This is a genomic window from Empedobacter sp. UBA3239, from assembly GCF_002362875.1.
GTDB classification, from domain to species: domain Bacteria; phylum Bacteroidota; class Bacteroidia; order Flavobacteriales; family Weeksellaceae; genus Empedobacter; species Empedobacter falsenii_B.
Genome location: NZ_DEVJ01000003.1, coordinates 1 through 26,672, shown reverse-complemented (window position 1 = coordinate 26,672; position 26,672 = coordinate 1). Strand labels below are relative to the sequence as shown.

The 26,672-nt window shown below is 31.5% G+C and carries 20 protein-coding genes; 13 read left to right on the top strand and 7 right to left on the bottom strand.

Going from position 1 to position 26,672, the window contains the following annotated elements; translation table 11 throughout:
- Positions 1 to 71 precede the first annotated feature (71 nt).
- Entirely contained in the window at positions 72 to 206 is a 135-nt protein-coding gene (locus tag B4G36_RS00595; RefSeq protein WP_291061227.1) for a hypothetical protein, read from the bottom strand.
- Positions 207 to 437, bottom strand: coding sequence for a hypothetical protein (locus B4G36_RS00590; RefSeq protein ID WP_291061225.1), 231 nt, complete (start codon positions 435 to 437; stop codon positions 207 to 209).
- A 424-nt stretch (positions 438 to 861) separates the two neighbouring features.
- Between B4G36_RS00590 and B4G36_RS00585 the strand changes: the two genes are divergently transcribed.
- Positions 862 to 1,326: a Dps family protein gene (locus B4G36_RS00585; protein ID WP_291061223.1), complete on the top strand. Its 465-nt coding sequence runs from the start codon at positions 862 to 864 to the stop codon at positions 1,324 to 1,326.
- Between the two features lie 109 nt (positions 1,327 to 1,435).
- Here B4G36_RS00585 and B4G36_RS00580 read toward each other — a convergent pair whose 3' ends face one another.
- Entirely contained in the window at positions 1,436 to 1,762 is a 327-nt protein-coding gene (locus B4G36_RS00580; RefSeq protein WP_291061221.1) for a YegP family protein, read from the bottom strand.
- A 127-nt stretch (positions 1,763 to 1,889) separates the two neighbouring features.
- Entirely contained in the window at positions 1,890 to 3,839 is a 1,950-nt protein-coding gene (locus B4G36_RS00575) for a KUP/HAK/KT family potassium transporter (RefSeq protein ID WP_291061219.1), read from the bottom strand.
- 325 nt (positions 3,840 to 4,164) lie between these two features.
- Here B4G36_RS00575 and B4G36_RS00570 point away from each other — a divergent pair, with 325 nt between their 5' ends.
- The 7 genes from B4G36_RS00570 (at position 4,165) to B4G36_RS00540 (ending at position 12,801) form a co-directional block, all read left to right on the top strand.
- Entirely contained in the window at positions 4,165 to 4,626 is a 462-nt protein-coding gene (locus B4G36_RS00570; protein ID WP_019976592.1) for a MarR family winged helix-turn-helix transcriptional regulator, read from the top strand.
- Positions 4,610 to 7,009: a 3-hydroxyacyl-CoA dehydrogenase/enoyl-CoA hydratase family protein gene (locus B4G36_RS00565; RefSeq protein ID WP_291061217.1), complete on the top strand. Its 2,400-nt coding sequence runs from the start codon at positions 4,610 to 4,612 to the stop codon at positions 7,007 to 7,009. The genes B4G36_RS00570 and B4G36_RS00565 overlap by 17 nt, the downstream gene beginning before the upstream one ends.
- Before the next feature lie 36 nt (positions 7,010 to 7,045).
- Positions 7,046 to 7,405, top strand: a complete 360-nt coding sequence (locus tag B4G36_RS00560) for a four helix bundle protein (protein WP_291061215.1) — start codon at positions 7,046 to 7,048, stop codon at positions 7,403 to 7,405.
- A gap of 34 nt (positions 7,406 to 7,439) precedes the next feature.
- Positions 7,440 to 8,621 carry an acetyl-CoA C-acyltransferase gene (locus B4G36_RS00555; RefSeq protein WP_291061213.1) on the top strand — a complete coding sequence of 394 codons (1,182 nt, stop codon included), beginning with the start codon at positions 7,440 to 7,442 and terminating at the stop codon, positions 8,619 to 8,621.
- 27 nt (positions 8,622 to 8,648) lie between these two features.
- Positions 8,649 to 10,451, top strand: a complete 1,803-nt coding sequence (locus tag B4G36_RS00550; RefSeq protein WP_291061211.1) for an acyl-CoA dehydrogenase family protein — start codon at positions 8,649 to 8,651, stop codon at positions 10,449 to 10,451.
- A 496-nt stretch (positions 10,452 to 10,947) separates the two neighbouring features.
- Positions 10,948 to 11,628: an SIR2 family NAD-dependent protein deacylase gene (locus B4G36_RS00545; RefSeq protein WP_291061209.1), complete on the top strand. Its 681-nt coding sequence runs from the start codon at positions 10,948 to 10,950 to the stop codon at positions 11,626 to 11,628.
- A 39-nt stretch (positions 11,629 to 11,667) separates the two neighbouring features.
- Entirely contained in the window at positions 11,668 to 12,801 is a 1,134-nt protein-coding gene (locus B4G36_RS00540) for a M28 family peptidase (protein WP_291061207.1), read from the top strand.
- A gap of 1,036 nt (positions 12,802 to 13,837) precedes the next feature.
- Here the strand turns inward: B4G36_RS00540 and B4G36_RS00535 are convergent.
- Entirely contained in the window at positions 13,838 to 14,068 is a 231-nt protein-coding gene (locus B4G36_RS00535) for an integrase core domain-containing protein (protein WP_291061229.1), read from the bottom strand.
- Between the two features lie 1,166 nt (positions 14,069 to 15,234).
- Here B4G36_RS00535 and B4G36_RS00530 point away from each other — a divergent pair.
- The gene (locus B4G36_RS00530) at positions 15,235 to 15,582 is read left to right on the top strand and encodes a helix-turn-helix domain-containing protein (RefSeq protein ID WP_260544314.1); all 348 of its coding nucleotides are present in this window, start codon (positions 15,235 to 15,237) and stop codon (positions 15,580 to 15,582) included.
- Positions 15,583 to 15,603: 21 nt separating this feature from the next.
- Here B4G36_RS00530 and B4G36_RS00525 read toward each other — a convergent pair whose 3' ends face one another.
- Entirely contained in the window at positions 15,604 to 16,443 is an 840-nt protein-coding gene (locus B4G36_RS00525) for a tyrosine-type recombinase/integrase (RefSeq protein ID WP_221854646.1), read from the bottom strand.
- 234 nt (positions 16,444 to 16,677) lie between these two features.
- On the bottom strand, positions 16,678 to 18,204 hold the full coding sequence (locus tag B4G36_RS00520) for a SulP family inorganic anion transporter (protein WP_291061203.1): 1,527 nt from the start codon (positions 18,202 to 18,204) through the stop codon (positions 16,678 to 16,680).
- Positions 18,205 to 18,592: 388 nt separating this feature from the next.
- Here B4G36_RS00520 and B4G36_RS00515 point away from each other — a divergent pair, with 388 nt between their 5' ends.
- The 4 genes from B4G36_RS00515 to B4G36_RS00500 all read left to right on the top strand — a co-directional run bounded on the left by B4G36_RS00515 (position 18,593) and on the right by B4G36_RS00500 (position 26,518).
- Positions 18,593 to 19,261, top strand: a complete 669-nt coding sequence (locus B4G36_RS00515) for an MBL fold metallo-hydrolase (protein WP_291061201.1) — start codon at positions 18,593 to 18,595, stop codon at positions 19,259 to 19,261.
- Between the two features lie 356 nt (positions 19,262 to 19,617).
- A complete protein-coding gene (locus tag B4G36_RS00510) occupies positions 19,618 to 22,584 on the top strand; it encodes a hypothetical protein (protein WP_291061199.1) in 2,967 nt (988 codons plus the stop codon).
- Positions 22,563 to 25,529, top strand: a complete 2,967-nt coding sequence (locus B4G36_RS00505) for a tetratricopeptide repeat protein (protein ID WP_291061197.1) — start codon at positions 22,563 to 22,565, stop codon at positions 25,527 to 25,529. Before B4G36_RS00510 ends, B4G36_RS00505 begins: the two co-directional genes overlap by 22 nt.
- A gap of 14 nt (positions 25,530 to 25,543) precedes the next feature.
- Positions 25,544 to 26,518 (top strand): hypothetical protein, encoded by a 975-nt coding sequence (locus B4G36_RS00500; RefSeq protein ID WP_291061195.1) that lies wholly within the window; start codon positions 25,544 to 25,546, stop codon positions 26,516 to 26,518.
- Positions 26,519 to 26,672: the final 154 nt, after the last annotated feature.

Here is a 26,672-nt window from a genome sequence, read left to right as displayed (position 1 = left end):
GCTATTTCAGGACGGGACATGAAATAAATAAAAAAAATCCATCTAAAAACTTTAGATGGATTTTTTATGACTTATAATCCGATTGAAACGCCCATAAAAGGTTGTAATCCTGAAGAAAATATACTTTCGTTTTCTTTGTATAAAACATTGTACATCACACCAGCTTGAAATCTTACAGGCCCGCTCGATTGATATCCAGCTCCCAACTATAACGCAGATTCGTCCATTTTAGCTTCATAAATACTGTTGTAATATGGCGTACGATCGTTGTACTTTTGTTTTCCTGTGTAGTATATATAATTGGCTCTCAAGAAAATATTTTCGATTGGAAAAAAGTTAATGTAAGGACCAACATTAAACAAATTTTGCTTTAAATAGTCATCTTTCGCATACTGATAACCTGCTGTCGCACCCAATTCTAAATTGTTTGCAACCATCTATCCAACACTTGGAGAAATATTAAACCCTAAAATAGCTATTATTCCCAAAAGATAGTCACAAACCATCTCCAAAACGCCAATTATTATTAAGCGTTTAATTTTGATTAATTTGAGAAAAAGCAGTATTGCTTAGGGTTAAAGAAATGATAAATAAAAGAAACTTTTTCATAGAAATTTAATTAATTTTTAACTTTTAAAAATGGCTCTAATTGAAAAAACCACTATAAATTTGTCTCATCAAAAATAGTAATTCTGTTTTTAAGTAAACATCATTATTTATTTTAAGTTAATTCGCGTCGTTCATAGTTTTTAATTATAAAAGAATAGAAATAAGATTTAATAAATCTATAATTCATTCGTTTTCTGGTTCTATATTTGCATTAGTAAAGTTAATCAAATAGACAATATAAAATTTAATCATATGAAATTATTATCGTCAGAAAAAAAACAAAAAATCGCTGATATTTTAATTAAATTATTAGCTGATGAACATATTTTATACTTAAAAACAAGAAATGCACATTGGAATGTTGAAGGTCCTGATTTTCAGACAATACATGTGTATTTTGAATCGTTATATAACGAGTTACAAATTGTTATAGATGATGTTGCAGAAAAAATTCGTCAAAAAGATGTTTATGCACCAGCAACTATGGCAGAGTATTTGCAGTTAGCTCACTTATCAGAAACAAGAAAAACTAAAAACAAAGATAGTTTAAGTTTTATTGCTGATTTACTACACGATCACGAAGTTATTATTGACTTTTTGGCGCAGGCTGTAGTAGAAATTGATGAGTTTCATGATATCTCAACTTCGGATTTCTTAGTTGGTTTATTAGAACAACATCAAAAAACTGCTTGGATGCTTAGATCGCATCTAAAATAAAGTTGAACATTATTTTACTTCATAAGTTTTTAGTGTTAATTCATATTAGTGTTAATTAGGTTGAGCCTTGGATTTATCCAAGGCTTCAGCTTTTTATAATGGTTTGTAATTAACCTTCTACTTCTTTTACTTCTGCATCAGCAGCGTTTGTTTTTACAGAAGCAATTCCATTTTTAGCACCAGATTCAGTTTCGTACGATTGGCTTGTTCCAATTACTTGCCCATTTGTTGCCTTTAAATTGAAATGCCATTTACCCGAAGAACCTTCTTTTAATTCGTATTTAGAATCATCTTGAGAATTTTTGCGAACAGATTCAATTCCATTTTCGCAACTTGCTTTTTGTTTATAACCTTCGCTCGCCAAAATAATTTGTCCATTTTTAGCTTTCAAACGAAAACGATATTCTCCTGCTTTGTCTTGATAAATTTCGAACATAATTTAATTTTTTATAAATATTTTATCTTGTTGATTGATATAAATTTATAAAAATTATTTGATAATTATCAATATTGAAATATTTACAAAAAAATCCTGAAAAATTATTTTCAGGATTTCTATATTTTTATTGAATTCTTTTTAAGTTGTCAATATTATGTTTGTGCATATAAAGAGGAATATGTTCTACAACAACGTCGTTCTTCTCTAGACCAAAAGATTTCGGAATGTTGAATTCTATTTTCTTTAAAAGATAATAAACTTTCAGTGTGAAAAATTCTTTCATACTTAATTTGGTTTCAATTGAAGGGAATTTTTCAATCAAAATAAATTTCATATCAGGATCTTGATTGTATTTTTTCAAACATGTACTCAAATATTTTAACTCTAATTCTCCATTTGCATACATATCGTTGATTACTTTTTTGATATATTGTTCTGTTTTTGGCTGAACTCTAAATCCTACATTAAATGTAATTCGATATATTTTTTGATTGACAATTGGCAATATTTTATAGTTCAACGTATAAGGTTCACTATCTCGGTTAATGTTTATAAACCAATAGACATCTGCTCGTTTTGGACGTTTTGATAAAATAGATTGAATACTGTATTTCTCGATATTTTTCGGATTCGTAGATTTCGTTAAGTAAAACAAGAAAGTCGAATATTTATTGATTGTTTTATCTTCGCTCAATTCTGTTAATACATTTGCGTAGCGCTTTATTTTTACGAATTCTAAGTTTCGAGAATTAAGGATTTTTCCATAAAAACTACAATACATTATTACAAAGAACAGCCATCCCATTAATAAAGCTAAATATCCACCATCAACAAATTTGACCACATTTGCTACGAAAAATGAAGATTCTATTGCTACGAATATCGATAAAATTGCCACAATAAATACTTTGTTGAATTTTGTATAATAATTAAGATAATAGGATAACAAGAAAGTCGTCATTAACATGGTAACCGTTATGGCAAGACCGTAGGCGGCTTCCATATGGGACGAATCTCCGAAATATAGAACGATAAAGACACAGCCAGCCCATAACATAAAATTGATTGTAGGAATGTAAACTTGGCTTTTGTGTTCGTTTGGTTGAATAATTAATGTTCTTGGCCAGAAACCTAAGTTAATTGCTTCATTGATTAATGTAAAAGATCCTGTAATCAAAGCTTGTGATGCAATAATAGCTGCACCCGTGGCAATACAAATTCCAGGAATTAAGAACCAATCTGGCATCATTTCGTAGAAAGGATTTCTACCGTCTAATATAGGGTTGTCTTGGTGCATTAACCAAGCTGCTTGCCCTAAATAGTTTGTTACTAAACAAATTTTAACGTACAACCAACTAATTCTAATGTTTTTTCGACCACAATGTCCTAAATCGGAGTATAACGCTTCTGCACCTGTTGTACACAAGAATACAGCGCCAAGAATCCAGAATCCGTGAGGATAATTCATTAACAAGTTATACGCGTAATAAGGATTTAATGCTTTGATGATACTTGGATGATGTACAATATGTAAAACTCCTAAGCCTAGAAGCATTGTAAACCATAAAACCATAAATGGTCCAAATATTTTTCCTACTTTATTTGTTCCAAATCGTTGGAAGAAAAATAACATCGAAAGGATGAAGATTACAATAGGTATGGTAGGTAGATTTTCGAGTCCGTTTAGCATTCGTAGTCCTTCAACAGCGGAAGAGACGGAAACGGGGGGAGTGATAATTCCATCGGCGAGCAAAGCAGAAGCTCCAATGATAGTAGGAATAATTAGGTTTTTACCTTTTTTCTTGATTAATGAATACAAAGAAAAAATTCCTCCTTCGCCATCATTATCCGCTTTTAGTGTCAACCATACATATTTGATAGAAGTCTGAAAACACAAAGTCCAAAAAACACATGATACGCCTCCGTAGACAATGCTCTCTTCAATCACGCGAGTCTCGCCAATTATCGCTTTCATTACATATAAAGGACTTGTTCCAATATCACCGTAAATGATTCCAAATGCGATTAATAGCGTTGCCGCTGTTACTTTGTTCATCGTATGGTTTGATTCCATAAGCAGTATTTTAAAATTTCTACGAATGTATGCCGTTGAAAAGAGATTAAACAATCTTATTTATTTATAATATAAAACCAACATTATATTTATTTTCGATACTAAATATGACGTATTTTTACACTACTACAGTCAGTTTTTTATTAATGGAATAAATTTAAGTATTATTTAATCATACTATTTATTTTATTAATCATAATTTAAAGTTACATTTCATTGATAAATAGTAAATTGAATCATTATTTGTTAAACAAAATTAAATTTTAAAACTTTATTATGCTTGCATAATAAAAAAAGATTATATTTGTTATACATACACTAAAATATGTTAAGAGAAGATTTAACGATAGATTATTTATTGCGTTCAACATGGTTGTCAGTTCAGAAAATGTATAATGAGCAAGCAGGCGCTTACGATTCTACAATGGTGTATGCCTTTACATTATTATCAATAGATCCGAAAGGAGGTACGCCAAGTACGTCGCTAGGACCAAAGATGGGAATAGAGCCAACAAGCTTGTCGAGAACATTAAAAAACTTAGAAGCAAGAAATTTTATCGTTCGAAAACCAAATCCAGAAGATGGGAGAAGTGTGTTGATCACTTTGACTGAAGAAGGATTAAGAATGAGAGATATTTCAAAACATTTTGTTTTGCAATTTAATGAATCAATTAATAATCACATCGAGCCAGAGAAAATGCAAATTTTCTTAGAAGTGATTTATAAGATTAACCAATTAATATCGGACAAAAAAATATTTAAAAACAATTATGAGAAGACACGTTAAACACGTAACTGTATTAGGATCAGGAGTGATGGGTTCTGGTATTGCATGTCATTTTGCAAATATCGGAGTCGAAGTCTTGATGTTAGATATGGTTCCTCGCGAGCTTACACCACAAGAGCAAGCGAAAGGACTTACTTTAGAGAGTAAAGTAGTTCGTAACAGAACTGCTCAAACTCACTTAGATGCTGCTTTAAAAAGCAATCCTTCACCAATTTATGACAAAGCATTTGCTTCTCGTATAACTGTAGGGAATTTTGATGATGATTTCGAGAAGATTAAAAACTCGGATTGGGTAATAGAGGTTGTGATCGAAAGATTGGATATTAAACAATCTATTTTTGAGCGCGTAGATAACTTCCGTAAACCAGGAACTTTAGTCACTTCTAATACTTCTGGTATTCCAATTCATTTGATGATTGAAGGTCGTTCAGAAGATTTTCAGAAACATTTCTGCGGAACGCATTTCTTCAATCCGCCACGTTACTTAAAATTATTCGAAATTATTCCAACTCCTCAAACAGACAAATCTGTTGTTGAGTTTTTCCAAAACTATGCATCTTTATTCTTAGGTAAAACACCAGTTTTATGTAAAGATACGCCAGGTTTTATCGGAAATAGAGTAGGAGTTTACTCGATGGCGAAAGTGATGGAATTGGCGCAAGAAATTGGATTAACGATTGAAGAAGTTGATACTTTGACAGGTTCTATTTTGGGTCGTCCAAAAACGGGAACATTCAAATTGGGTGATTTGGTTGGTTTGGATACAGCATATAATGTAACAAAAGGTTTACAGCAAAATGCGCCAAATGACGAAATGATCCAAGGTTTGAAAGATTCAAAATTTTTGGATTTCTTAATCGAGAATAAATTCTTAGGAGATAAAACAAAAAAAGGTTTCTATTATAAAGAAATTGATAAAGAAGGAAATACCAATCGTTTTGCCTTAAATCTTGATACGTTAGAGTATCGTCCAATGGAACGCGCAAAAGTTACTGCTGTAGAAACTGCTAAAAATGCGGGGTCTATGCGTAATAAATTAGGTGTTTTATTGAAAGATTCTGGTAAAGCTGGAGAATTAATTCGCAAACATTTTGCTTCATTATTCGCTTACGTTTCTCAACGTGTTCCAGAAATTACAGATGTACTTTATCCAATAGATGACGCTTTAAAAACAGGTTACGCTTGGAAATATGGTCCATTTGAAACATGGGATTTGGTTGGGTTACAAAACGGAATTCAATTAGTAGAATCAGAAGGTTTAAAGGTTTCGGATTGGGTAAAAGAATTAGCAGCAACTGGTGCAGATTCTTTTTATAAAATCGAAAATGGTAAGAAATTATTCTATAATCAATCATCAAAGCAATTCGAATTAATTCCAGGTCAAGATGCATTTATTATTTTAGATAACATTAGAAAAACAAATGAAATCTGGTCAAACCAAGAAACATCTATTCAAGACTTAGGAGATGGAATCATCAATATTGAGTTCCGTTCTAAAATGAATTCTCTTGGAGGTGGAGTTTTACAAGGAATCAATAAAGGAATCGAGTTAGCTGAAAAAGATTATCGTGGAGTTGTAATTGGGAACCAAGGAGACAATTTCTCTGTTGGAGCTAATTTAGCCATGATTATGATGATGGCTGCTGAGCAAGATTGGTGGGAATTGAACATGGCAATCAAAATGTTCCAGGATACGATGATGCGTGTTCGTTATTCATCTATTCCAGTTGTTGTTGCTCCTCACGGAATGACGCTTGGTGGAGGTTGCGAAATGTCGATGCATGCGGATAAAATTGTAGCTGCTGCCGAAACTTACATTGGTTTGGTTGAGGTTGGAGTTGGATTAATCCCAGGTGGTGGAGGTTCGAAAGAATTTGCGCGCCGTGCAACTGAATTCGCTTTAAAAGATGATGTAAAAGTAAATCATTTGCGCGATAATTTCATGAATATCGCAACTGCGAAAGTAGCAACTTCAGCTTATGAAGCTAAGAATATGGGAATTATTCGTGAGCAAGATATTGTAGTGGTAAATGCAGAACGTCAAATTGCAGAAGCGAAGAAACATGCAATTATTTTGGCAGAAGCAGGTTACACACAACCAATTCAACGTAAAGTAGAAGTGTTAGGAAAAGAAGCGATGGGAATGTTCTATGTCGGAACAGACTCTATGGTTGCTGGACGTTTTGCTTCGGATCATGATCGTTTAATTGCGAATAAATTAGGATATGTAATGACAGGTGGTAATTTATCTGAATCAACTTATGTTTCAGAACAATACTTGTTAGACTTAGAGCGCGAAACATTCTTATCTCTTTGTGGAGAAAGAAAAACATTAGAGCGAATTCAACATATGTTAAAAACAGGTAAACCGTTGCGTAATTAAAATTGTAGTATTGAGATTTTAGATATTAGTATTGAGATGCATAAGCTTGAGGATTTAATAATTTGGAAAAAAGCGATTGAGTTGACGAAACAAGTTTACTTGATTTGTTTAGAATTACCTCGAGATGAAAAATTTGGTTTGATAAGTCAAATCAAGAGAGCAACAATTTCAATTCCTTCTAATATTGCGGAGGGGGCAGGAAGAAACTCGAATAAAGAATTCATTCATTTTTTATCTATAGCAAATGGTTCTTCTTATGAATTAATGACTCAATTAATTTTAGGGATAGAACTGCAATTATTGAAAAAAGATAAAGTAGAGCACATTATTTTATTATTAAATGAAATTCAAAAAATGAATTATGTATTTCAACAAAAATTAAAATCTAATATCTAACATCTAATGTCTAACATCTAAATTTTTTAATAAAATGAAACAAGCATATATAGTTACAGGATATAGAACAGCTGTAGGGAAAGCACCAAAAGGAACATTGCGTTTTACGCGTCCAGATGAAATGGCAGCTACAGTAATCAAGCGCTTAATGCAAGATTATCCAACTTTAGATCCAGCACGTATCGACGATTTAATCGTTGGATGTGCAATGCCAGAGGCAGAACAAGGATTGAATATGGCACGTCTTATCTCATTAATGGGATTAGACACAGACAAAGTTCCAGGTGTTACAGTAAATCGTTACTGTGCATCAGGATCAGAAGCAATTGCGTTGGCAGCTGCTAAAATTAGAACAGGAATGGCAGAATGTATCATCGCAGGTGGTGCAGAGTCGATGTCGTATATTCCGATAGGAGGTTACAAACCAATTCCAGAAACAGATTTAGCAAAAGATCATCCAGATTATTACTGGGGAATGGGATTAACGGCTGAAGAAGTAGCAAAAGAATTTAAAGTTTCTCGTGAGGATCAAGATTTATTTGCATTCAATTCGCATCAAAAAGCATTAAAAGCAAATGCTGAAGGAAAGTTTGCTTCTCAAATCGTTCCGATTGATGTTGAATATAGTTTCTTAGATGATAAAGAAAAAGTTCAAACAAAGAAAATAGATTTCAAAGTAGACGAAGGACCACGTGCTGATACATCTATCGAAGGTTTAGCAAAATTACGTCCTGTTTTTGCGCAAGGAGGTTCAGTTACTGCTGGTAACTCTTCTCAAATGTCGGACGGAGCAGCTTTCGTTATGGTAATGTCAGAAGATATGGTGAAAGAATTAGGTCTTGAGCCAGTTGCACGCTTAGTTGCATATTCTACGGTAGGTTTAGCACCTCGTATTATGGGAATGGGACCTTTGTTTGCAATTCCAAAAGCGTTAGAACAAGCAGGAATGAAATTAGAAGATATTCAGTTAATCGAATTGAATGAAGCGTTCGCTTCTCAATCAGTTGCAATTATGCGCGAGTTGAATCTTAATCCTGATATCGTCAATGTAAATGGAGGTGCAATTGCTTTAGGGCATCCACTTGGATGTTCGGGTACGAAATTAACAGTGCAATTGTTACATGAAATGGAAGCGCGTAAAGCGAAATATGGAATGGTAACCATGTGTGTTGGTACAGGACAAGGAGCAGCTTCAATTTTCGAATATCTAAAATAAAATCTAATATCTAAACAACAAAAAAATATGTCTACAAATCCAAATAGATTAATCGGAGGTCAATATTTAATTAAAGATGCCTCTTACAATGATATTTTCACTTACGAAGATTTATCAGAAGAACAACAAATGATTTTGCAATCTGCAAAAGAGTTTATCGATAAAGAAGTAGTGCCTAAGAAACACCAAATTGAGAAAAAAGATTATGCGTTGATTGAAGAATTAATGTGTAAAATTGGTGAATTAGGTTTATTAGGAATTTCTGTTCCAGAAGAATATGGTGGAATGGGAATGGGATTCGTTACAACAATGTTAGTGTGTGACTATATTTCAGGAGCAACAGGTTCGTTAGCAACAGCTTTTGGAGCACATACTGGAATTGGAACAATGCCAATTTTATTGTACGGAACAGAAGAACAAAAACAAAAATATTTACCAAAATTAGCAACAGGAGAATGGTTTGCATCTTACTGTTTAACGGAGCCAGAAGCAGGTTCTGATGCAAATTCTGGAAAAACAAAAGCTGTTTTATCAGAAGATGGTAAAGAATATATCATCACAGGTCAAAAAATGTGGATAACGAATGCAGGTTTTGCAGACTTATTCATTGTTTTTGCACGTATTGATGATGATAAAAATATCACAGGTTTCATTGTAGAAAAAGATAAGGCTGGTGCTGGATTCTCATTAGGAGAAGAAGAAGATAAATTAGGAATTGTTTCTTCATCAACACGTCAAGTTTTCTTTAATGAAGTTCGTGTTCCAGTAGAAAATCTATTAGGAGAAAGAAACGGAGGATTTAAAATTGCAATGAATGCATTGAATGTTGGTCGTATCAAATTAGGTGCAGCTTGTTTAGATGCGCAACGTCGTATTTTAGATTATTCGTTACAATATTCTTCAGAGCGTAAACAATTCAATACATCAATCAATACATTTGGTGCGATTAAAGAGAAATTAGCTGATATGGCTGTTTCTGCGTTTACTTCAGAAGCTGGTGCATATCGTGCAGCGAAAGATGTGCAAGATGCAATCGAAGATAATATGGCAAAAGGAATGCCTCATAACGAAGCGGAATTAAAAGGTATCGAAGAATATGCAATTGAAGCTTCTATCTTAAAAGTTTGGATTTCTGATGCTGCTCAAATTTCTGCGGATCAAGGAATTCAGATTTACGGAGGAATGGGATATTCGAAAGAAATGCCAATGGAAGCAGCTTGGAGAGATGCACGTATTTCTAGAATTTACGAAGGAACAAACGAAATCAATACCTTATTATGTGTTTCGATGTTAGTAAAACGAGCATTCAAAGGAAAATTAGATTTAATGTCTCCTGCAATGAATGTGGCGAACGAATTAATGTCTATTCCTTCTTTTGATGTTCCAGATTATTCAGAATTATTTGCGCAAGAAAAAGAAATTATTGCAAATCTTAAGAAAGCGTTCTTTATGGTTGCAGGTTCTGCTTTGCAAAAATTTGGTGCGGAATTAGAGCAACACCAACAATTGATTATTGCGGCTTCTCGTATTATGCAAGAAATTTATATGGTAGAATCGGCGATGTTACGTGCAGAAAAAATTGCAAATGTAAAAGGTGCTGATGCAGCGAAGAATGCAGAAAAATTAGTTCAATTACAATTATTCAAATCGGTAGAAATTATCAAAACAGAAGCTACTCGCGGTATCGTTTCTTTCACAGAAGGAGATGAGCAACGCATGATGTTATCTGGTTTAAGAAGATTTACACGTTACAACGAATATCCAAACGTAGTTAACTTAAAAACTGAAATTGCAGATTTGTTAATCAAAGAAAATAAATACACTTTCTAAGTATATTTTAAATACAAATTATTTAAAGCAGTCAATTTATTGACTGCTTTTTTATTTTTAATATGTTGAAATATAATTTGGTATATCATTTGATGATTCTAGAGTAAGTACTAGTCTTTATATAAGTTAGTTGAGTTTTCATGGTACTTAAGTTTTAGTAGAGAAAGGCCTCAGTTGTTCCCAATTGAGGTTTTTTTATGCCTTGAGGTTAAAGTTTATTCATTAAAAATAAGAGAGTTAAGTCGATATTTCTTAATGAAATACTTTTCGAAAGAAATCATTTGAAGTAACTTTAATTCAAATTAATAACCCAAAAACAAAGCTTATGATAATTAATGCAGCAATTCTTATGTTGACCATGTTTGCAACATTTAGTATTATGTGTCTAGTCAAATTAGATGAACTTAAAAAAATAAAATAAAACCGAAACTCCATTTCTATAAATGGAGTTTTGTTGTTTTATAAAGTTATATTTACTTCAATTAATACATTCGAAATGAAAAAGAAGTTAGTTGTTTTAACCGGAGCTGGAATTAGTGCTGAAAGTGGAATTTCTACTTTTCGTGACGCGAATGGTTTGTGGGAAAATCATGATATTATGGAAGTCGCTTCGATTGAAGGTTATCAAAGAAACCCAAAATTGGTTCAAGAATTCTATAATCAACGTCGAAAACAATTATTCGAAGTAGAACCCAATGTAGCGCATTATTTCTTGAAAGAGTTAGAAAATGATTTTGAAGTTGTAATTATCACTCAAAATGTAGACGATTTGCATGAAAGAGCAGGTTCTTCTAAAATAATTCATTTGCATGGCGAATTGAGAAAAGCACGAAGCGAAAAAGATGAGAATCAAATTATTGATTGGAATAAAGATATCAAACTTGGAGATTTGGCTGAAGATGGAAATCAACTTCGTCCGCATATTGTGTGGTTTGGCGAAATGGTTCCGGAAATAGAAAATGCGATTGATGAGGTTTTAAAGGCAGATATTTTGGTAATTATTGGAACATCGATGCAAGTGTATCCAGCTGCTTCGCTCAAAGATTATGCAAAAACAAATGTCCCAATTATCTATATCGATCCATCAGATACCTATACCAATTCATCTATTACGCATATCAAGAAAAAAGCAACAGAAAGTATCGAAGAATTAAAAACTATTTTGAATAATTTTTAATCTTTTACGTTTTAATGTTGATTAATTAATTTAGAGAATATGAAGTATATATTTCTACCATTATTTGTTTTTTCTATTAATGCGGCTGCACAAGAGTTAAATCCGTTTTATCAATCGATAGTAGATCAAGTTAAATATGATTCTGTTCATCAAAAGCTACAAAAATTTCAAGATTTCGGAATTAAAACTGTCGGTTCTTCTGCGCATAATAATGCTTTTGATTGGTTGAAATCTTATTATATTGCATATGGCTATTCAAACATAGAGCAGCAATCTGTAAATGTTTTTGGAAATGTTGGAAATAATTTAATCATAACTAAAATTGGAAAAAAATATCCTGATAAATTTATTATCATCGATGGTCATTATGATACATTAAATGGACCTGGAGCGAATGATAATGGATCGGGAACGGTTACTTTATTAGAAATTGCTCGATTAATTAAAGATATCGATACTGATTATTCGATCAAGTTTATTCATTTTACAGGAGAAGAACGCGGTTTAATAGGAAGTCAGACATATGTCAATCAAATTGCAGTTCCTCAGAATTTAAACATTAAAGCTGTTCTGAATATTGATGAGGTAGGAGGAGTGGCGAATAAAGTAAATTCAACAATTGTTTGTGAGCAAGATGAAAGTAATCCAACATCAAATAATGCAGCTTCTTCTGATTTGACTAATCAAATGTCGAATATTTTTCCCTTGTATACAACTCTAAAAACTGAAATTTCGAATGCTTATAGTTCCGATTATATACCTTTTCAGGCAGTTGGTTATCCAATAACTGGACTTTTCGAAAAAAATGAAACGCCTTATGCACATACTGCTCAAGATATAATAGCTAATTTAGATTTGAATTATTTGACAGAAGTAGCGAAAGGAGCTTTGGCGACTATATTACATTTTTCTCAAGCACAAGAGAAGTTGACTACAACAGATCACACTATTTCAACTTTGCAAGTGTATCCAAATCCAGTAAAGAGAAACCTTCATTTTTCGCAGATTTTAAAGCAACCTACAATTTCTATATATAACGAAACAGGAATACAGGTCTATGAAAACAAGTTTCGAACAGCTGTTTCACAGATAAATTTAGAACATCTTACTTCTGGCGTTTATTTCGTTAAAATAAATTCGAATCAACATAGTTTTAAGATTTTAAAGAAATAAATTGTTACTCCTTATTTATGTAATAAATTGACTTTTTTAGTTGAATAGTTACTTTTTTTGTCTAAATGGTAATCAACCTTTCGATACACGAGCACCGAACAAACCATACGCAATGGATATACAATGGATACGGAATCGATACAGCGTGGATACACAACCGATACAGAAAAAATGCATTTTAGTGCATACAACCTCCATTTAGGTTAATGGATAACCAATTAGGTTCATTATTCGTCACTTCTAGTTAATTTGTTTATCTAAGGGTTAATTTTACATCGTTGTTGTGCCCCATCAAGAAGAATACCGAATAAAAAATGAATATTCTAACCACAATAGAAACATAGGTTTTATTAAGTTTTACGTTCTACGCTTAACGTTTTACGGATTTTATCATTCTGAGTTTATTTCAGAATAGCATCAAATGATACTTATTTTAGAGGTTTGAATCGTCTTGGTCATTGTGCTGAATATCAAGTGGAAATACTGTTTTTGGTCATGTGTTCTTACGATTTAAATGATTCTCAAAGGTTATTTTGGTAATCTACTTCATTTTATATTTGTATTCAAAAAGTGATTTTGTGTTATTTCGAAGCCTTGAAAATTCCAGCCTCTCACAAATACATAATGCATTTTACTTAATACATTATAAATATTACATAGTACAACACTAAAATCTACTTTTTTAAATGAAATTTAAAGATTATCATTGCTCAAAAGACGAGTTTAAATTCATTGAAACTTTAAAAATGATATCCTTTTGTTTTCCACTAAACATTTTTTTGTATAAAAACAACTTGGCAATTATTACAACCCCTGAACTACAAAAATCTTTTACATACATTCTACTGCCACTATTTTGCCTTCATCCTGCCTTCATCCTGCCTTTATCTTGGGACCTTCTAACGTGTTTGACCCGTCCTAAAATAACTATACATGTTTTTAAATAAATCCTATTATAGTTATACACCAATTGATCTTAATCCTAAATTTACTATACAAGAGAGTTTTGATAATTAAAACTTCTATTATAGTTTTTTCATCTTTTCTTTAATTTTTCTGACTGCAAATGCGCAGCATTTGGAGTTAAATAATCACAACTTGCATGTGGTCTTAATTCATTATAAGTTTTAATACTATTAGTAATTTTAATTTTTGTCTGATCAAAACCTAATGTGCTTTCATATAAATTAAATTCCATTATAATTATTCCATTAACCCTTTCTACCATTGCATTTTCATAGGGATCACCTTTTTCTGTCATACTTATAGCTATGTTATTTGAGAGTAATAAATCTACATATTTATGTTGTTGTAAAGAAGGATGTTAAATCTCCCTGTATTCTCCATTCCAATTAGAATATTTTGTCTCTTAACAAATTGTTTCAAAAAAGATTTGATAGCTTTTTCAGTATTAGCAATAGAATCAAAACGATTCACTCCATTTTCTTGAATGCAGATGTCTAAAGTTAATTTACTCACATCAATACCAATAACAATTTTTCCATATTTTGAATTTAATGAGAAGAGAAACTTATCAATAACTCGATTCCTTACTAATGGGTTTTTAACCCGAATTTCTATTTGAGAATTTGATAAGAAAGAGTTGAGTCTTAATCAGAATATGAGATTATATAGCTCTGAACTCGTTATAGTGTACTCAAACTCTTTTCTCTTCTTTTTATACTACAATTTAAGATTTTCAAATCTAAAGGAACCCGTCGAAGAATCTCATTCTTGACCTTAATGTCAAATAAATTTTACATACTACTTATTACATACTACAATCCTCTCAATACTATAAACTCACGTCTCATATCTAAATAACAGGTAGTAGCCCCAATAAATTTGGAAAATGATATGAAAGGATTTACTTTTAATGTGCGAAAACAAGAGTATAACCTAACTGTCAAAGTCTCATTACCGAGGCTCAGATAGAGAGCGAGTAAAGAAAGGGGAACCTTTTCTTTACGTTCCGTTAAATGTTATAAAACGGAGAATTGTTCTTTAAAAGAATGGAAAAAACGAACAGACTTTGTCTGGAGGTTTTTTACGGATGAATGGAATTTGTTTCGTTCTCATTTTGTGTTGGGTTTTATGGAACGATGTTTCTCGTGTATGAAGATATACTAGAAAAAAAAAGCAAGGCGGCTTCACACTTTAGAGTCAAGGGCGACCAAACCCTACTTATAAAACTTTCGATTTAATAAGTCTCTATCTAAAGCATATGTGAAAACCGCCCATGCCGTATACGAAAGTACAAAACTTTTGAGACATGGAGCGATTTCACGATTCTCTCGATAGTAAAATTGGTCGTTTTGACTCGAGATTCATCGTTTAATTATGACTATCAAAAGTCTAATTATCAAATCGCTAATACAAATATAACAATATTTTTTAACACACCAATATATTGGTGTAAAATATTTTAATAAAATGATAAAATATTTTGAATTTGAAACTACTCAATTTGATTTTGAGTTAATCCAACATATTAAGAAACTAAGAATAAAGGAAAAGTTTTCACAAGAAACCCTTAGTCTTAAAATGGGTTTAGCGAAAAGTTTCATTGGTAATGTTGAAAATTATCGTGAAAAACATAAATATAGCACCCGTCACATCACTCTTTTAGCAAAAGCATTCGGGTACAAAAATATTGGTGAGTTATTAAACTTTCCAATTCCACAATACGACAGAATTAAAGTTACGGTAGAACAGACTTATAATGAGGCAGGCACTAAAGTATTGAAAAGTGAAGTGGTGAAGGTTGTTGAGATAAAATAATATGTTAGATTTTACAAATTATCACAAAAAATCTAAAGGACTTGGTGTAGATTTTTTATCAATATCTGTAATGTGCGTATAAATCATGGTAGTTCTAATGTCGTTATGACCTAATAATTCTTGAACTACACGAACATCAATTCCACTTTTTATAAGATGAGTAGCATAGGAATGTCTTAATGTATGTACGCTGCCTTTTGATAAAACGCCAGCTTTACTCATAGCGTTTTTTAAAATTAATTGGACACTTCTTTCGCTGTATTGATCGCCTTTTGCGCCTTCAAACAAAAAGTCTTTAGGTTGATAAACCTTATAGTATTCTCTCAATAATAGCAAAAGTTTATCTGGCAAAGCAACTATACGATCTTTGTTACCTTTACTTTGACGAATAAGAAGTAAATTACTTTCTGATTTTATATCTGCAATTTTTAAATTTATCAATTCGCTTAGTCGCAATCCACAGCTATAGATTATTGTAAGAATAGCTTTATGTTTTAAATTTTCTGTTGCATTTAATAAATTTCGTACTTCTTCTTGAGAAAAGAAAGTTGGTAATTTATTAACTTTTCGTTTTGGATAAAGATAATTTAATTCGATTTTCTGATTTTCAACTAATTCAAATACTTTTTTAATTGCCCCAACCAAAGAACGTTGATAGGAAACACTGATATTTTCTTGAGTTACTTTTGTATTGATAAACAATTCGATTTCTGAAATAGGAATTTCATCTAATCTATTGTATTTTTCCATCTGCTCTAAGAAAACTTGAGCGTAACCACAATACGATTTTATGGTATTGTTTGCATATCGTTGTAATTTTAATCGATTTTGCAACGTTTTTAGAATTGTTTCGCTATCCATACATTCATTATTACATTTTACATCAAATTACTTCGTGATACATGAATTTTATTTTAGTAAGTGTCTAATTTACAAAAAAATAATTATATTTGTTTTTAATTTTACGAAATGCAGATATAGGTGATTTTTTACGAAACAAAAGCTAGATCAGTTTCGTGAAAAAACAATGTTACCTGCAACCCTTTCCAAACACTACGCAACAAGAAAGCGACCTCGAAAAGTCGCTAAAAAAAATTATTTATCTAACATCACTTTATAAGTTGGGTCTTCAATGATATTTACTTCGATAACACTTTCTGCATTTTTCAATAATTGTCGACAGTCTTCGCTTAGATGCTTCAAATGTACTTTTTTATTTTGCTTAGCATAACGATGTGTCAAAACGTTCAACGCTTCTATTGCTGACATATCTACCACTTTACTTTCCTTAAAATCAATAATTATTTCTTCGGGGTCACCAATTACATCAAATTTTTCTGTAAAAGCTGTAGTTGAACCAAAGAAAAGTGGACCAAATATTTCGTAATGCTTTACTCCTTTATCGTCAATGTATTTTCTGGCACGTATTCTTTTAGCACTTTCCCAAGCAAAAACTAATGCTGAAATAATAACTCCTATTAAAACTGCCAATGCGAGATTGTGTAGCAACACAGTAACTAAAGCAACTAACATACCTACAAAAATGTCGTGTCGTGGCATTTTATTAATAATACGGATACTTGCCCATTCAAACGTACCTATCGCTACCATAATCATAAGTCCAGTAAGTGCAGCCATCGGAACTTTTTCAATTAAACTACTACCAAACATTATAAATACTAAAAGAGCCACAGATGCAATAATTCCAGATAATCTCGCTCTTGCTCCACTGGATACATTAATTAAGCTTTGTCCAAGCATTGCACAACCGCCCATTCCTGAAAAGAAACCCGATAAAATATTAGCCGTTCCTTGTGCCACTGCTTCTCTATTGCTATGTCCTCTTGTTTCAGTAATTTCATCAATAATATTCAAGGTCAATAAACTTTCAATCAAACCAACCCCTGCAACAATAGCCGCATACGGAAAAATGATTTGAAGTGTTTCTAAATTAAAAGGAATTTGAGGAATATGAAACGGCGGAAATCCACCTTTTATAGAAGCAATATCGCCAACAGTTTTGGTATCCAATTTTAAAAAATAAACCAACCCAAAAACCACTAAAATAGCAGTAAGGGAAGCGGGAACAGCTTTTGTAATTTTAGGCAATCCCCAAATAATAAGCATTGTTAAACCCACCAAAGCCAAGAGAATATACATATTTGAACCTGTGAGCCAATTGCCCGAAACATCTTTGAATTGGTCTAACTGCGACATAAAAATAATGATGGCTAAACCATTCACAAAACCAAAAATAACAGGATGCGGAACCAAACGGATAAGTTTTCCTAACTTTAAAAATCCTGCTAACATTTGAATAATTCCTGCCAAAATAACGGTGGCAAAAACGTATTCCACACCGTGCGTTTTTGCTAAAACAACTATGACTACTGCTATTGCACCAGTTGCACCCGAAATCATTCCGGGACGACCGCCTAAAATGGACGTAACCAAGCCCATCATAAAAGCGGCATAAAGACCCACAAGCGGAGAAAGTCCTGCAATTAAGGCAAACGCAACTGCTTCTGGAACTAAAGCCAAAGCAACGGTAATACCTGATAAAATTTCGGTTTTGTAATCTACTTTTTGTTTGAAATCAAACATATTGATAATTTTCTGCATAAGATATTTGTATTGTAAAAATTTATAAAATGTAATTTGCACCGAAAATCAGCATTTCGGGTACACGAAAGAAACCAATAAAAGGAATTGGGAAAAAACAGCAATTAACCAACCATTAAGGCGGAGTAACTTGAGAAGATATTTGCGTTGTTTTTTTCATTGAGGTTGCAAAATTAACATTTTATGACAACTTGACAAAACAAAACTTGACAAAACCTAATAAAAAATTAGGGCAGCAGGTAACAAGGTATTGCCAAAAGCGGGGCTGAAGGAATTATATTGAACATTTTTGCTATATTTGAACTTTGGTATTTCTATTGAAGTTTGGTGCTAAAACTCCCCGCCTTCGGCAATACCCAAACCGTTACCTGCAATATTTAAATCCTGTATGTTAAAAAAAATATTATTATTCTTTACAATTTTTTGGTACTCCAATTTTGCATTTAGTCAAACTAATGAAATTAGTATAAAGTTTATTGGAAATTGTGGACTTCATTTAACTGATGGTAAATCAAATCTATATATAGATTTTCCATATAAATCTGGTGCATATGGGTATATGAACTATGAAATTTCTGAAATAGATAATATTAAAGACAATTCTACATTTCTGTTTACACATCGACACGATGATCATTATTCAAAAGAAATTTTAAAAGATTTGCAATCTAAACATAGTTTTAAAATTTATGGAAATTGGAATGTCAAGAAATTAGACAATTTATATTCTTCATTTGATGATTTTAAGATTACAGCATTTAAAACAAAACACAAATATACTTTCAAACATTATTCTTATTTAATTACTTGGCACGGAAAGAAAATATATCTTTCAGGAGATACAACTAATGGAGATAATATCGCTACTATTAAAGATATTGATTGGGCGTTTATTCCATATTGGTTATTGTTAGATACAGACAAAAAAAATCTTAAAATTGATGCAAAAAATATAGGCATATATCATATATATCCAAATCAGAAATTTAATAATTCAAGTCCAGATAAAATTAAAATTTTAGACAAGCAAGGTGAAATTTTAACAATTCCTTTTTAAAATACTGCAGGTAACATACTATTTGCGAAAAAACGGGCTGAAAGTAAACTTTTTTGTCATAATTTTCCACTCGCAAAATTGCTTTTCTAAAAACAATATACTAATTTAGTTTTTGCCAAGCAATTTGCTTGAACGGACGAACTTGAACTTGCGTTCAATTTCTCTCCCGTTCTTCGCAAATACTCGGCTCGTTATGCGACACCCTATTTGAACAGTCGTACAAAATTCAACGGACATAAGATGGAAACAACTGCCGACGCTTCAAAAAAACAAAAGAGGTGCAAACCAACGCACCAAGCCAACGCATTGCACCACATTTGTTTTTTAACCAACCACACAATTAATTTAACGCAGGTATGCTCGAAATTTTAAACAACAGAACCGAACATACTCACGAAAACGAACAGTTCCGTAGAGTTGTTGAAATCATTGAAACAACTTTTGACAAGTTGGGATATGACGGTTTATTGATTGGTAATCCATTTAATGAATCATATTCTCGTTTTCGTGCAGACGCAATTTTATACTATGATAATGGACTTATACTCATTGACTTCAAAGACTACAAAGGAATTATAAAGCTACCACCTAATGAAAATGAATTTCATTCAACAAAGTGGCACAATGAAAGCATAAAAGATAGAAGTAGATTGGAGATAAAAGCAGGTGCAAACTTTATCAACCCTTTTAGACAATTAGCCTCTTATCGCAATGCTTTCAGAGAATTAGTTGAAAAGAACAAATACTTAGATGGAATAAATTCTTCAAGAGTTTGCATTGCAAATATTTTTTCAGGTCCAATTCAATTTCATAATGAAGTCCCAAGAAATCTACCTTATTACAAACTTATTCAAGAATCTGATTTAGCCAATTTTCTTTATGATTTTGCGAGTGAAAATACATATAAAGAAGATATTGCAAAAGTTCTAAAAAGTATTTTTCCTGCTGAAAAATGGATTAAGAATTTTGAAGTTCCTTTATCTGAACCAGTCATTGAAAAATATATAACAGAAATAGACAATGATCTTGAGGGAAATATTGTTGATTTTCTTAAGGAAGAGGAAGGAGGAATTCTTGTTTTAGAATCTATGAATGTAGATGATAGAGATTCTTGGTTGCGATTTATAGCTAACGAAGGAGTAAATTACAATATTCCACAGATTGAAAAATGGTCGCACTCTGCACGAATTAGTAAGAAAATCCAAAAACGGAGTAACATAGAAACAGAAGGAATTTACAGTGTTATTTATGGCGGTTCTGATATTGAAGGACAAAATGAAGATTTGGAAAAAGAAGAACAAGAAGAAGAATTGCAGGAAGTTATTCCTCTGAAATCAAGCAAGGATATTGATGAAAAAGCTTTGGTTATTATTGCCGAAGCTCATTTAGTAAGTCGCAGCTTAAGTCAATCAGAATTATTACGTTTTGGTTCTGGTAGATTATTAGAAGATATTATCAAATTTCTCAATCCTGAAAGCAACCGCAAGATTGTATTTATTGGCGACCCATATTCTTTAACTTTTGGAAAAGATGAAGATTCCGCATTGAACTTGGAAACTTTATCAGAATTATACGATAAAGAAAAAATCAAACACTATCGTAAACCAATAGAGAATGATTTTTCAGAGGGAAAAGAAAAATTGCGAACTGATTTAGCAACCAGCATTGAAAACTCGCTTTTTAATAATTTGAATTATAGTTTTGATAAAACTACTTTAATTGATTTACAGAACGATAACCAAAGAATTCAAAATTTACATCTTTGGTTTTCTAAGCCATTTTTAAGTGAACCAGATAACGCAGTTTTATTCTATTCAAAAAAAGATTGTTTGATAACCAACAAGTGGATTAAAAAACAATGCTTGAAAAACGGAGAAAATTTGGCAACAGATGATTTGCTAATTGTAAATAACAATGTTTCTATTCCCGATAAAAGCGGTTTCCAAATTCCAAGACGAATTGTAAATGGAATGTTTTTAACCGTGCTTGATATTAAAGAGTCTCAGCAGGAATCAATTAAAATTCGTCAATCAGAAAAACCTATAAACTTATCTTTTACCAAAATAAAGGTAAAATGTTTAAGTTTGATAGGTTCACCGGAAACTGACATTTGGATTTTGGACAATTATTTTAATAGCGAAGATGATCTAACAAAAGAAGAACAAATTGCTTTTAGAGTTTTTGTAAACAATAAAATCAACGGTGAGAAATCCAAAAAGAAATTTACTGAAAGCCATGCATATCGTCAATTACTTGAAGACACTCGATATAAAGCCCTTTCTGATGAAGATAAACTTTTTATAGAAGGTAATTATAACGATTTGAGAAAATTCAAAAAAGAACAAGTCAATGCGAAAAATGTTCTCAAATTTTACAAATACCAGTACGACAAAAATATATTTTTACATATTAAAGATTCAGACCCATTTGTAAATGCAGTATTTGTAAAATATGGTTGGGCAATTACAGTTCATAAGGCAATAGGTTCTAGCTATAACGAAGTTATTATAAAAGGGCACCGTAAAGAAAATGACGGAATTACAAACGATGGTTATTTCCGTTGGTTATATAGTGGTGTTACAGCAGGTAAAACCGTTAACATAACTTCGCCTCAAATAATAAATCCTTTTATGAATTGTGTCTTTGAAGACAATTCTACAAATGGTGTTACCATAAAATCAAAACAATTTTTAATTTTTGAAAATTATAAAGTTGAAGCAAGATTTGTAGAAAAAATACAATCAATAGAAAACAAAAATGTTGTAGGAGCAATTTGTGAAATTTCAAAATTATTGGAACAAAATGGATATTTACTTGAAAGTTCAAAAAGGTATTCTGAGCACTTAACAAAAGCATTCTACTCTATTCCAAAAAGTGATAAAAATCAATTAATTCTAAATATAGATAACAAAGGCGAAAAGGATAATTTTGCAGTTAGTAATATTCGTATTGACAAACTTAATGATGCAGATGTAATCATCGTAAAAACTTGTATTGAAGATTGTTTAACCCTAAAACAAAGCATTATTTCAATTACAGATGATAAACCAGAATTGCCACAAGATTTTAGGAAAGAGATTTATTCTGCCTGGATTGAAAATTGCGAGAATGAGAACATTACCCTTAAAATAATACAAAGCCATAAAAATCAAGATGTTTTTCGTGCAACTTCTGAAAAAGACGATTTGACTTTTAGAGCTTGGTACGGCACAAGTGAAAACAATCACACAAAAGGATTTTTTTCAAAAATCGAAATTTTAGAGAAATCTTCTGATATACTAATGGCAATAATCAAAAAAATATGTCTTGGAATAACAGAGTAAATAGTAATTATAGAGAAGAACGTCCTTCCACACCAATATATGCTTTGAGAAAAGAAGGAAAACTCGAAGATGCTTATCAGTTGGCTCTAAGGCTTTATCAGCAAGATTCTGCTGATGATGACATAAATAAAGCATTTTCTTGGGTATTGATAGATTTATGTAAAAAGTTCATTTCAGAACAAAATCTTAGTAAGGCACAAACTTATTTCAATAAATTGTCAAGTATTCAATTTGAATACGAAGATGAGTTTGTTGAAACCATTAAAAAGCAAATTCATATTCTCAACCCTAAAATTGACACGAACTATTCAGAAATTCAAAAAGCAGAAGAACTGAGCAAAAACGGAAAACATCAAGAAGCACTAGCGATTTTCAAAAACTTAATTTTCCAAAACAGACTTACAGAATTACATCACGAAAATTACGGTTGGATAATTTACCAATACATAAAAGCAGAAGAAAGTAATCTTTCATTAATTGACGTAAAAAAGCGATTAATGGAATATCTAAATTTAAAGATTGATAAATCTTCCAATCTTCATTCAGCTATTCTAAAATTCGCATTAAACTATTCAAAAAGACACAGCGATTTTAAGTTTTACAATTTTTTCCTTTTATGGAATCCTGAAAATCTTCGTCACGAAGATTTGCGCAATGGGTATAAAGACGGGAAAAGTATTTCTTCGCTTATATCACGCATTTGCAGAGAGTTAGTAAATTCAAACACCGAAATAAACATTGAAGAATTTTTAGGCAAAATTGACCTTGACAAAGAAACCGTTTTAGACTTTTTCAGAGAGACGTTTTTTTGGAATATTTTTAATGCTCACAAGGAAAACAGGTTTTCCGATTTGTGGAATTTATTTGAGCAATACAACGCCAATTATTCAAAACATGGACAATCAAAATGGCATTCCGAAATTCTAAATCTTGCTGAAAGATTTATGAAAGAAAATGACGAATGGCGTTTCCTGAATTTCTTTAAAAATTGGAATCCTGAAAATTTAAGAAACGATGATTGGAAAGAAACCAAGAAAGACGAAAACACATACAAACCATTAGCGACAAAAGCTATAAAAAAGGCTTTTGAAGTTTTAAAACTCCAAACTACCGAACAAAATTTATCTTGGCTTATTCAGCCTTATGAAAAAGCAATCCAACTATTTCCTGATGATGAATGGTTGTTGAGAGAAAAAGCCTTGTTACACATAAGAAATAATGAGCTTGATGCAGCAACTATTATTTACAAGAAACTCGTGTTGCAATTAGGTAATATGTCATATGTGTGGAATGAATTCTCTAAATGTTTTGAGAATAATGCTGAAATCAAAATCGGAATGTTGTCTAAAGCTCTTTCTTTGCAAAAAGATGAAAATTTTATAGGAAAGATACATCTGGAATTAGCTAATACACTAATAGAAAATAATCTATTAGAAAATGCCCGTATTGAGCTAGACCTTTACAAAAATTATAGAATTCATAATGGCAAAACATTATCACAAGATTTTGAAGCCTTATATAAAAAGACAAATACGGTTAAATTAAGTTTAAAAGACAATCGTCAACTATACAAAAAATACATTCCTTTTGCCGAAAACTTTGCGTATGCTGATTTTGATTGGACAGAAGTTGTTTTAGCAGATAAATGGAAAGACGAAAAAGGAAAAGAACGTTTAACTTTTACTGACGGAAAAACAATAGAGTTTGCAATCAGTAAAAATCGTTTTGAAGTATTGAAACAATCCGAATTGGGACAAATTTTCAAATTCAAACTTCACAAACAGGAAATTAAAAAAGAAGTTGAAGCAAAGTTCGCTTGGCTTGGGAAAACCGTTGTTACAGAATACAAATATATTCCACTCATTGCAGAAAAAACAGAAAAAAAACATTGGGAAATACTGAATGACACTTTTGCGGTTGTTGATTACATGAACAAAGAAAAAAATATTATTCACGCAGTAACAACGGAAAACAAAGAAGTCTTTTTCCCTCAAATTAAACCTGAACTACAAATTGGAGATTTTGTAACAGCCAAGAGTTACATCAAAAAAGTAAAAGCCGAAAACAGAACAGAACTGCGACAAATTCAGAAAATTGACAAAGGTTCTGTCATTTCAAAATTCCAAACTCAAATTGCAATCGTTGACGGAGTGAACGAGCAAAAGCAATTATTTCATTTTGTCATTTCGTCCAAGTTGCAAGGAATTGTCAGGTTCACAGAAACAAATCTAAGACCAAATGAAGGCGACTTTATCAAACTTTCTTTTGCTACAAAAACAGGTAAAGACAAAAAGCTAAGAGCGAAAGTTCTGAATATTGAAACGACAGAAGAAATAAATCCGAATTTACGAAAGGATATTACAGGATTATTAAAAGTGAGATATAAGGAAAACAGTAATTTTGATGATGATGATGATTTTTATTCATGCGATGGTTATTATTACGTAGATGAATACAAAGAAGCTATTAAAAACGAATACTATTATAGAAAAAATCATTACCCAACAAAGAACGAAATAGATGAAATTTTTGAAATTATTAAAAAGATGTTAGATGAAAACGAGTGGAAAGAACGTAATGAAACAAATAAAATTGCAAATATTTCTGAAGAAATAGAAATAACCGACGATATGTTTGATAAAAATGGAAAATTTCTCATTGATAAGTTTTGTAAACAAACAACTCAAATAAATTATCAATTTTCATCAATAGCTTGTTTTGTTGTAGAAAATAGACATATGGGATATAACTATAACAAAAAAGATCATTATTTAAAAATTCCTGACTTTGCTTTTATTGGAGATTATTATGTGCCAAAATATCTTTTAGAAAAGCACAATATTACAGACGATTGCAGAGTAAACGCAAGAGTAATCTATGGAGAGGACAAAATGCAACGACCAAGATGGAAAGTAATAAATATTGAGAAATGTATCCCAAACTAAAACACTAAAACTAAATGACGGAAAAACAAAAACTCATACAGGCATTTAAGACATTAGATTTTGAAACATTAGCAATGCTTTTAGATGATAATAGGTCATATATGGATGTGTCCAAAGATTTATTTTTGTCTACATTAAAAGAAAAGTTAGATAAATACGAAGATTTAAAAACATACGAAAATGTAGTAGAAGGAATTTGTACTCATTGCAATAAAGGATGTAAAGCATATAAATTTAAAGCCGAAAACTTACCATCATTGTCTCTGTACTTTGAAGAAAAAGACGGAAAAGTTATCGATATCTACTTGTGTAATGCATTAAAAGAAGACAAACCTGACGAACACGATTGGGATATCTATTTTAATTTTTACGAAGAAGAAAAAGTAGACTTTAATCCTTCCATAGAGCACTTAATAATTCTTCAAAGAATTGAAAAAGCTGTTCAAGAATTTAATGATCTTGAAAATTTAGGTTTAGTACCTATTGAAGAAGTAGTCCATTGGTATAATAAATGTAAACTATTAGCAGAAGAATTAGAATTAAACAATCCATTTGTCAGAATAAAATATAAAGCATTCGTACATATAAATGCTATTTATAGTGAAGTTTCTAATGTCGTTCAAAATTTTAGGAAAAATGATTTCGTTAAAAACGCCTTGGATAAATACCACAAAATAACAGCAAAAAATGAAAAAGGTCTTGTACAATGGTTATTAGAAAATAAAAATAATTATTTTTTTGAATTAAAAAAGACCGATAATTGGGAAAAAACTGGTTTTCTTATTTTAGAAACAACTCCCAATTTACTTGTTGATTGTAATGGATATTTAGACGGTTTTATTCTAAATGAAATTTATTACAATCATTTTGATGAAATTATGAAAAAATACGAACCAACAAATGAACACTTTGAGCAAAATGGAGGAAGTGTTGAGTACTCTTTAGAAAGCTATTTGAAACTTCATCGTAAATATTTAGACTTGCTTTAAGAACTCCACGCATTTGGTAGCACATTTGCATTTTTCCAACCGCACAAAGCCAAACAAAAATGCAAAAGAGCTACCAAGCCAACGCACCACGAAGCGAATAAAACTAGATGGAAAAAAGGGCGATCGCATAACATGGGTAACTGTTGCATAACTC